This window comes from Syntrophorhabdales bacterium (assembly GCA_035541455.1).
GTDB lineage: Bacteria > Desulfobacterota > Syntrophorhabdia > Syntrophorhabdales > WCHB1-27 > JADGQN01.
The window spans coordinates 1-8,247 of the sequence record DATKNH010000144.1 but is presented as its reverse complement, the minus strand read 5'-3'; the positions used below and the strand labels follow the sequence as shown (position 1 = coordinate 8,247).

At 52.3% G+C, this 8,247-nt stretch carries 7 protein-coding genes; 2 read left to right on the top strand and 5 right to left on the bottom strand.

The features are described from left to right. Nucleotides 1–1,124: 1,124 nt before the first annotated feature. From VMT71_15695 to VMT71_15675, 5 genes are all read right to left on the bottom strand, one after another. Nucleotides 1,125–2,237, bottom strand: coding sequence for a multiheme c-type cytochrome (locus VMT71_15695; protein ID HVN25417.1), 1,113 nt, complete (start codon nt 2,235–2,237; stop codon nt 1,125–1,127). A 78-nt stretch (nt 2,238–2,315) separates the two neighbouring features. Continuing rightward, a complete protein-coding gene (locus tag VMT71_15690; protein HVN25416.1) occupies nt 2,316–2,459 on the bottom strand; it encodes a hypothetical protein in 144 nt (47 codons plus the stop codon). Continuing rightward, the gene (locus VMT71_15685) at nt 2,456–3,775 is read right to left on the bottom strand and encodes a UGSC family (seleno)protein (GenBank protein ID HVN25415.1); all 1,320 of its coding nucleotides are present in this window, start codon (nt 3,773–3,775) and stop codon (nt 2,456–2,458) included. Before VMT71_15685 ends, VMT71_15690 begins: the two co-directional genes overlap by 4 nt. 48 nt (nt 3,776–3,823) lie before the next feature. After that, on the bottom strand, nt 3,824–4,210 hold the full coding sequence (locus VMT71_15680) for a hypothetical protein (protein ID HVN25414.1): 387 nt from the start codon (nt 4,208–4,210) through the stop codon (nt 3,824–3,826). A 175-nt stretch (nt 4,211–4,385) separates the two neighbouring features. Continuing rightward, entirely contained in the window at nt 4,386–5,780 is a 1,395-nt protein-coding gene (locus VMT71_15675; protein HVN25413.1) for an MFS transporter, read from the bottom strand. 248 nt (nt 5,781–6,028) lie between these two features. On the opposite strand from VMT71_15675, the gene VMT71_15670 reads away from it, so the two are divergent. Next, nucleotides 6,029–7,741, top strand: a complete 1,713-nt coding sequence (locus tag VMT71_15670) for a PAS domain S-box protein (protein ID HVN25412.1) — start codon at nt 6,029–6,031, stop codon at nt 7,739–7,741. Nucleotides 7,742–7,856: 115 nt separating this feature from the next. Then, nucleotides 7,857–8,247, top strand: a 391-nt coding sequence (locus VMT71_15665; GenBank protein HVN25411.1) for a hypothetical protein, incomplete at its 3' end; no start/stop codon positions are given.

The window sequence follows — 8,247 nt, the reverse complement described above, 5'->3', positions numbered from 1 at the left end:
TACTGCCACGCGCAGTCAGCCAGACTGGCAGGTGTAGGAGAGACACCGTTCTGAGAATGACTGCAACGGACGACGAGGAGGAGTGCGCGGGGCAAGGAGCTGTTCACTCTCCTCCTTATCTTCCGCAGGGGATGGGGTAATCCGCCTCATCCCCTTGTTTGTGGGAGAGCGGTCAACCAATTGTGAACCGCGGTCCAAAGTGCAGGGAGGAAGCCCGGGAAAAATATGTGCGAAGATTATACGGATAAACGATGAGTGTCACATGGATTCGCCCTGAAGGCTCATTCGAATGAAGGGGACCGTGGAGAAGAACCAATGCGGTTATTGCGGCGAGTATCGTCACCCCAGCAACCTTTTCCTTATTGGGGGACCTGGCATGCGGGAAGTGCTACACCACTATCCAGCAAACTCGGAGGCAAAAGAGCAGAAACGAGACGCAAGATAAAACTGAGGATGAATGAGAAAGCCTGTCTAATACATCAGCCATGGCGATGCGTTCCATGACGAAGTCCCTGGGAGTCATTTCGAAAAGCGGTTGCGGGGCCGTCCAAAAGAATGCTACCCACTCCTTCTTCCCTCCTGTGCTATAATGGAAGCCAGATACCGCTGAATAGGCAGGAAGATGCCAAGGCTATTGGTTTATATCATAGTGATGCTATTTTTGTGGGCGGGTGCTCTTTGTGCAGCCGAGGGAGGCGGCCCGTGCAGCACTAAATGCGGGGATGATCCCCAAGGCCAATGTAGCAACCCGGGTCCTCGCAGCTATGAAGATGTTGGCTCAGCCTCGGATCAGAGTGGGTCGGAGAAAAGTTCCAACTCTGCCGAATCTAGATCACCATACCGAAACGGGGCCCCGGACAACTCCGTGAAGTCCCGTTGGCAGATCGATATTGGCGGATCAGTCAGGATGGACGTAGGACGCACACAGTAACAGCCATTTCACAAGCTAGCCTCATCGAGAACAACATACCGGACCTTATGTTATCTCTTGAAAAAACAATGAGGGAATCAAGCAGGCTTTATCCTATTCAAGCTCGCGTACAACCGAGATGAAAGGTAAGTCGTAGCTATTTATTAAGCGCACATGGTAAACAGAATCGCTTCTACCTCGGTTTCTCGTACGTCTAATGTTTTGCTTTCCGGAAGTAGACCTCGTAGCCTTTTTCGAATGTTGGGCTGCGGTCGGGAGTGTGACACGTAGTGCATACTTCTTTTCCCGGCTTTTGATGGGTAACGGCTGTAGATGCGCGCACGTGTTCGGAGGCATTGCCGTGACACGATTCACACTGGACACCCAACAGTCCCTTCTGCTGAAGCTTCATAGAAAATCCGTCCGGCTCCTCGAAGCGTGTGGTATGACACGCGAGACATTCAGGATCGAACTGCCTATTTCTGTTCACGAGGGATTCGTAAGCGCGGGCATGTCCCGTTGCCTGCCAGGAGCTGAACTCTTTCTCGTGGCACGGAGAACACGATGTGCTCGCGGGTGAGGCAGGACTTTCACCGGCAGGGACATAGAGAGCCGCCATCTGCTTTTGATAGTCGAGAATCATTGACGTTACTTCATCGTCAGCAAGCTGGTTGCCTAAGGGAATCAGGCTATTCCGGACGGCTTTCGTCTTGTCCGGCCCGAACGAGACCTCAAGCAGCCCAAGATACTGGCCTTTCTCTCCTGCCTGCACAATCTGCGTCGTGCCTGCCTTGCGCGGTTCCCGTATCTTCTGACCGTCACGACCACCGATAATGAGATCAATCCCTCCCACCCGGCGAGCCAACACCCAATCACGTCCGACTCCCTGGTGTGTCAGGGCGATGACCAGATCAACTTTGCCCGCGAGCTCTTTCATCACCGATTCAGCCGCTTTAATCGAATCCTGCACGACCACGGAGCCCTGTGTAATCTTACCGATGATCGAGGTCATTTCCTCGGTATCACCGGTGAGCCCGAATATGCCTATTGTTTTTCCCGCAATCTGTTTTATGACGTACTGCTTGAAGAGGGGCGTGTTCTTTGTGTCTGTCAGGTTAGCCGAGATGAAAGGCGTACCAAACTTCTTTTCCAGTTCTTTAAGAGCGGTAACGCCGAGCAGCAGGTCTCTCTCCCCCACGTTCACCGCATCACAGCCAATAGTGCGGTAAATGCGTGCTACGGCCTCCGCTTTCAGCTTTGCGGAAGCCCGGAGAGTCTCCGGTATCTCCTTTTCAAAAAACAGGTCGCCGGAATCCAAAACCAGCACCGGGCCCTGCTCTTTGCGATACTGCCTGACGGCAGTTGCTTTTTTGTACAGCCCGCCGAGCTGTTCATGCGTTTCGCTTCACCCGCAAGGTTCCAGGTATCCTGCCACATCATTGGTGTAGAATATGGCGATCTCACCGCCGTCAGAGCCGAACAGCCGTCCTCCTCCTGCGGCTATCAGCAGGCCAACAATGGCGGCGCAGAGACAAAGAGTTTTCTTCATCTCCAGGCATCGACCGAAGCACTACGCATATACCTGAAATCTCCTGCCTGAAAAAATGCGTTCGCTTCTCCGCCTACCACCACAATACTGATCCCCTTGGGACTCGGATAGCGCGGCATGAGCGCGTCTTTCGGCAGTTTGAATCGTGACGCAAACGGTTCGACTCCCTGTTTCGCAAGCGGTACGGTGAATGATATAACAAGCTCGTCGTCCCAGAATCCGTTATACGTGACAAGCGTATTCTCGTAGAGCCACTGCTCGAGTTTCTCCTTTGTTTCAAAACCTTGGGCTTCCTTGAGATCCTGCGCTATCAAAGGATCCATCAGCACCAGAGCCCCAGCCGCCGACGTAGGGGAGGTGTACACGTTGAACACCTTGAGCAGCTCCCTGATCTGATTGTGGTAGCCTTTGTTCGCCCGCACGCCCACACCGTGAGCTATACCCCATCCATGGAAAATACTGACGACGCTAGCCTCGGGCTTGAAGCCCTTTTCGACATGGAAGGGCTTCCAGGGATTCCTGGCCTCGTTCTCCGCGATGCAGACGTTGCTGTAGGTGAGACTATTGCCCTGTGAACCCAGATACGTATCGCCCAGTTTGCCCGCACCCGACAAATTCATGGAGAGCAGTGTCCATGCTCTCCCTATTGTAGCGTTGGCCTGGTTCAAGGGGCTCATGGCACCCATGCCGGAGTTCATTTTGATCTCATCGCGTATGGGCCCGTTCACGACGACCATGCGCGCAAAAGACGTGGTGGACGCGAAGAGGGATGGCAGTCCTGTCGAGGCGATAGCCAGGATGACGGGGAAATACTCCGGCCTGGCTCCAGCCATTACCGCGTTGACCGCTACTTTCTCTACCGTATACTCCCAGGCCTCATGCGCAGAACCCGGGCTCATCTTCGCTACTATCTCGTTGGGAGAATGACTGGTGCCCTTGAGCATATCGGCAACCCTCTTTTCCGTGGGAAGCACAATGGGAAGTCCGTCAGTCCACCCATTCTTGAGAAAGAGGCGCTGCAGATTCTCCTCAGTGTCAGGTTTAACCAGTCGCGGCGGTGTTCTGTCCAGCGTACCTGTCTTCTTCTCCTCGGCGCTGAGCGGCTTGGTGAGCGCTTCGACGATCTCCTGCATAAGCGGCTTGCCGGACACCGGATCTTTGCCGTTCACGTAGTCGCGCAGCAATGAAGTTGGCTTGAAAGCAATCGGGTGAGGGATGAACGTGAATCGCTGCAGCGGCATGCCTCTCTTGTACGCGGCTGCTTTTCCGTTCTCTTCGAACATGCTCGTAACGACAGGTGTTGTGGGTATTCCCATTTTCTCCAGGGTAAGGCAATGGCCGACGACCGCCGGCGTGCACACGTCTCAGTGGCCGACCCCGAGGACCACAAGGCCCCCTTTCTCCTTTACCTCGGCCCACAACTTCGGATCGTCATCAAAAAATGATCCGATCTTTTGCCTGAATTCTGTTTTTACCGAAGGCATCGATTTCGCAAAGGAGGCTGCCAACTCCCGCATGAACACGTCCGTGGTGGGAAAGCCGGAGTCTATGAAGTACACCGTTTTGCCGTCCAGCTTATCAGGGCGGGGTGCCATAGGGACGAGCGTTATCGCCGGCGGTTTACCCAGCGGGTCGAGCACGGTAACCATCGCATCTTCCCCCTGTGCGAGCGTTACGCTTCCTGACGTTAACCCGATCACAAGGTTCACCATGAGAACTGCACAGAGCCACACATACGTTCGCTTTGTCACGGGCTGTTACCTCCTTCTTTAAGATAGGCTACACCAAACCGTCCTCAAAGGAATAGATTCGACGCGCTTCTTCGAGCACGTGTTCTTTTCATAGCATGGCTGTGTTTATCTACACAAGTCTTTTTCTCGTGATCCACAGCATCATAGAGAGCGATTTCGGCGCTGCCTTCGCGTTTCAGTACATCTTGCCCCTGGCGAGCGATGCGAATACGCCTCCCAGGCAGAGCAGGCTGAAAATGATGAAGATTGCTTTCACACTGACAAGGAAGGCCGGATGGTACTGCGGAGTTATCTGGACCGTGCCTATGTAGAGGGCAAACACGAACATGACTGTACCCATGCTCAACGCGTTGCCCATAAGTCGTGTAGTGGAGGCGATGCCGGACGCTACACCATAAAACCTCTTTTCCACGGAGCCCATGACAGCGTTCGTGTTAGGCGCGGAGAAGAGGGCAAATCCAAGACCGTGAAGCGCCAGGGTACCGCCAATGAACCACAGCCCGGTATCCTCACCCAAGAACGTGAACAGCACGAGCCCTATCACCGTGAGCCCCATGCCACAAGACGCAACTATCTGCGGTTCAACTCTATCGGAGAGCCTGCCGGCGTACGGCGAAAAAACCGCCTGCACCACCGGCTGGGATACCATTATCAGGCCTGCAGTCTGGGGCGCAAGGTGCTTCACGTACTGCAGATAGAGACTGATGAGAAAGCCGATAGCATACGTCGCTCCATAGTTGATGCACATTGCCAGATTGGACAATACAAAAACCCGGTTATGTCTGAAAAGACCCAGATCGAGCACGGGGTCTTTTACCCTGTCTTCCCATCTGGCGAACAGAAAGAGCCCGGCCATTCCGAAGAAGATAAAGAGAAGCCCTGAGCTGCCTGGCAGCAGGCAAAAGCCGTACATAAGGGATATGAGCGCAAGGCAGTAGACCGCAGAGCCGATAACATCGAAGCGTTCACCCTTTACCTCAGCCCATTCACCTTTCAGCTTCCACAAAATCGACAGCACAAGGGCCGCGCCAAGAGGCGCAGTTGAAAAAAATATACTTCTCCATCCGAATTGCTCCGTTAAGAAACCTCCGATGAACGGACCCGCCGAAAGCCCCACGTAAACAGCGGCGACGGTGATCCCCAGCACCCGGCCCCGCTCTTCTGCCGGGAAGACCGACATGAGAAGAGCTATGCCTGTACCGAATGTCATTGCCGCGCCGATCCCCTGGAACAGCCTGAAGAAGATCAGCATCTTTCCGGAATTACACATCCCCATAAGGGCCGTTGCAAGTGTAAAGAGCGCAATGCCGCAGGTGAAGACCTTCTTTCTCCCGTAAATGTCAGCAATCTTCCCGAAAGGCAGGAGAAATATGGCCCCCGAAAGAACATAGGCCATGGGGACCCAGCTCAGGAGAATCGCGTCCATCTGGAATTCTTTCCCTATGGTCGGCAGAGCTACATTTATCGATGACATCATGAATGGCCCGAGAAACGATGAGACGGTCGCAATAAGGAGGGTAACCCGCCTGGTCGTCTCGTTGGTCTGAACGCTATCGACGTGTGTCTTCACTGACCTCACTCAGTTTCCGCACCTGTAGTTATGCCACGATTTTGAATCGTATACAACTTCACGTCTTTTTTTGTGCTCCCGACCGGTCCTGACTTTCGATACGAAGATGGCTTGACAGTTCGTGTCGCAATGCTAGACTTCAAATATGGTGATGAGGTTAGCCTACAGGCGTCACAGTGGGTGGAGTAGATGAGATGATGATACTGGCAATGAACAATGAACAATGAACAATGGCGCGGGTGTTCAAGATGAAGGAAACAAAGAAGGTTAGAAAACAGGTGGTTACGGAACGGACGAGAACACATGAGAAGGGTAAGAGACTAAGAAGCTCAGAAGACGAACGCAGAAGTGCAGAAAAGGAGATTAAGGAGCGCGAACGGAGATTTGCAGAGGTGGCCGATCTGTTGCCGCAAACCCTGTTTGAATGTGACCGAAACGGCAGGATAACATTCATCAACCGGGGCTTTCTCGATGCGTTTGGGTACACCAGAAAGGATTTTCATAAAGGATTGAACGTGCTGAAAATGGTCATTCCCGAGGACGCGGATCGAGTGCGGGAGGGCCTCGACAGGATACTGGGTGGAAAAGAGATAAGAGAGGTCGAATTCACCGCATTGCGGAAAGACGGCAGCCCATTCCCTGTCCTCGCATTTGCCAGCCCGATCAGACGCGAAAATATGCCTGTTGGTTGCAGGGGGTTTGTTGTTAACATCACTAGGCGCAAGCGCGCGGAGGAGGCGCTGCGGGAAAGCGAGGAGAGATACCGCACGTTGATGGACAATGCCGGCGACCCCATACTCATTGCGGACCCCGAAGGGAATTTTGTGGAAGCGAACAAAGCGGCAGAGGCGCTTTTTGGTTATACGAAGGAAGAGTTGTTGCGCATGAACGTCACGCAGATTCATCCGCAAGATGAACTCGAAGAGGTAACGCGTTCCTTCAGGGAAATGAGGGAAGGAGGGTTGCGTGCAGGTCGTGGTATCAGGGTTTTAAGAAAGGATGGAACAGTAGTGCCCGCTGATGTAACGGGTAGTTCCGTGAGGTACGCTGGAAAAACAGTAATGCAGGGGATTTTCAGGGATATCAGCGAACGCCAACGAACGGAGGAAAGGCTGGCAGAATCCCGGGACCACCTTGAACGGCTGGTTGCTGAACGGACAGTTGAATTGGCAAGATCAGAAAAGAAATACAGGGATCTCGTCGACAATGCCCTTGTCGCTATTTTCAAGACGAATCTCGGCGGTGACTACCTCTACGTGAACGAAACGCTCGTGAAACTGTTTGAATTCGAATCCCTGGAGGAGTTTCTTTCGACACCGGTTGTTAGGGCGTACAAAAACCCGGAAGAGAGAACAGCCTTCATCGCGCAGCTAAGGAAAGAGGGCAAAGTTCTGAACTATGAACTTGAACTGATCACAAGGAAGGGAAAGAACAAAAGTGTCCTTATGAATGCCATCCTTGAAGGGGATGAAATATCGGGGATGATGCTGGATATTACTGACCGAAAAGAATCGGAACGAGAGCTCAAAAGAAAGTCTGCCAGCCTCGAAGAACTTAATACCGCCCTGAGAGTCTTATTGGAACAGAGGGAAAAGGATAAGAACGGACTGGAGGACAAAATCTTTCAAAACGTGAAAGAACTGGTCTTGCCGTACATAGACAGCTTGAAACAAAGGCGTCTGGACGAAGAGCAAAAGATGTACCTGGGCATTCTGGAAAAAAATCTGAATAACATCATTTCGCCCTTCATACAAAAGATGAGAGCCCTGTATGCACACTTCACCCCGACAGAAATTAAGGTGGCAGATTTGATCAGGGACGGCAAAACGGCAAAGGAAATTGCAGCGATGTTCGGCGTGGCAGAGACCTCCATCAATACCCACAAGCAGCGAATCAGAGAGAAACTAGGATTAGCCCATCAAAAAACCAACCTGAAGACCTACCTCATGTCTCTCAAATAATTATGACAAAATATCCTCATTATATCCCAATTCTTTCATAATCATACGTCTCTGCTGCAGTGCTATACTCCTATCATGAAGACTGACACATCAGGCGTGCAAAGGGGGGAGTAATATGAAAGCCCTTATTTTCGCTACGCAGTTAGACGACACCGAGGCGGCGGTGAAAGACCAGCTTTCAGGGCACCGCACAGAACTATGTACGACAGTCAACAGATTTGCACGTAGACTCTTCGAGCTGCGGGAAGAAGGTACGATTGCGGTTCTTTTACCCGCGGACGAGGAAGAACTCATAGACGTCTACCGGGTAAAGGATTTATTCAGTGAAATTCCCGTCATGCTTGTGCTTCCTAACAGAGACAAATTTACAGAGGCTATAGGATACCGGTTGAAGCCCCGCCTTATGTGCCATAGGGAAAGCAACATTACTGAGGCCGTGTCTGCATTGAAGAATTTGGCAGGAAGTGCAGTCCACCCCAGATTCGGGAATAGAACGATGGTGTATT